Origin of the sequence: Dolichospermum circinale AWQC131C (assembly GCF_000426905.1) — a bacterium.
GTDB classification, from domain to species: Bacteria; Cyanobacteriota; Cyanobacteriia; order Cyanobacteriales; family Nostocaceae; genus Dolichospermum; species Dolichospermum circinale.
Genome location: NZ_KE384588.1, coordinates 57,929 through 58,871 on the forward strand (window position 1 = coordinate 57,929; position 943 = coordinate 58,871).

1 protein-coding gene is annotated in these 943 nt (G+C 40.9%); it reads left to right on the forward strand.

Annotated features, from left to right (window positions below; genetic code table 11):
- Nucleotides 1–128: 128 nt before the first annotated feature.
- The gene (gene pyrF, locus ACIR131C_RS0101475) at nt 129–869 is read left to right on the forward strand and encodes an orotidine-5'-phosphate decarboxylase (RefSeq protein ID WP_028088779.1); all 741 of its coding nucleotides are present in this window, start codon (nt 129–131) and stop codon (nt 867–869) included.
- Nucleotides 870–943 lie beyond the last annotated feature (74 nt).

Below are 943 nucleotides of genomic sequence, written 5' to 3' on the forward strand. Positions count from 1 at the left end.
AGATATTATGTAATAAGTAACAATACCTTGTCTATATTGAAAAAAGCCTTGATTTGTAGGTTGGGTTGCGCTGTCGCTTAACCCAACCTACAGAAAATGGACAAGGTATTCAAGTAATAACCAGAATTATGAATGATGAAAAAATTATTGTACCTTTAGATGTACCAGATTTAGATAGCGCGATCGCTCTCATTAATAAACTTCCTCAAGTCACTTTCTGGAAAGTTGGTTTGGAGTTGTTTACCAGCACAGGTCCGAAAATTCTCGATATCCTCAAATCTCAAGAAAAACGTATTTTCCTCGACTTGAAATTTCACGATATCCCCAACACTGTCGCTGGTGCTTGTCGCGCTGCTGCTGGTTATGGGGTGGATTTATTGACAATTCACGCAACTTGTGGTAATGATGCTCTCAAAGCGGCTGCGGAAGCTGTGGAAATTGGAGCGGAAAAAGCCGGAACAAAACCTCCGCAATTAATCGCTATTACGTTGTTAACCAGTATTTCCCCACGACAATTGGCGTTTGATTTGAAAATCCCCCTGGAATTACCAGAATTTGCTCTGGAAATGGCACTTTTAGCTGAAAAGTCAGGGTTGAATGGGGCGGTTTGTTCTCCCCAGGAGGTGCAACAATTAAGAGAAACTTGTAAAAATGACTTTTTGCTCGTTTGTCCAGGGGTGCGGCCTACTTGGTCTGATAAAGGCGATCAAAAGCGATCACTTACTCCTTCCCAAGCTATCACAGCGGGTGCTGATTATCTCGTTATCGGTCGTCCTATTACTGCGGCTGCTGAACCTGAGTTAGCCTGGAATCTGGTTGTTGAGGAGTTAAATACTTTTCCTACCAAAAACCAAAGACCTCTTGACTAAAAAAACTTTGGTTATTAAGATAGTTCTTCCTTATCAAAATCATGATAACAAATTTAAAATCAATTGTCAACCCC

Bases quoted from the DNA above. Each gene is read 5' to 3' on its own strand.
- pyrF (WP_028088779.1), top strand. From the start codon at position 129: ATGAATGATGAAAAAATTATTGTACCTTTAGATGTACCAGATTTAGAT.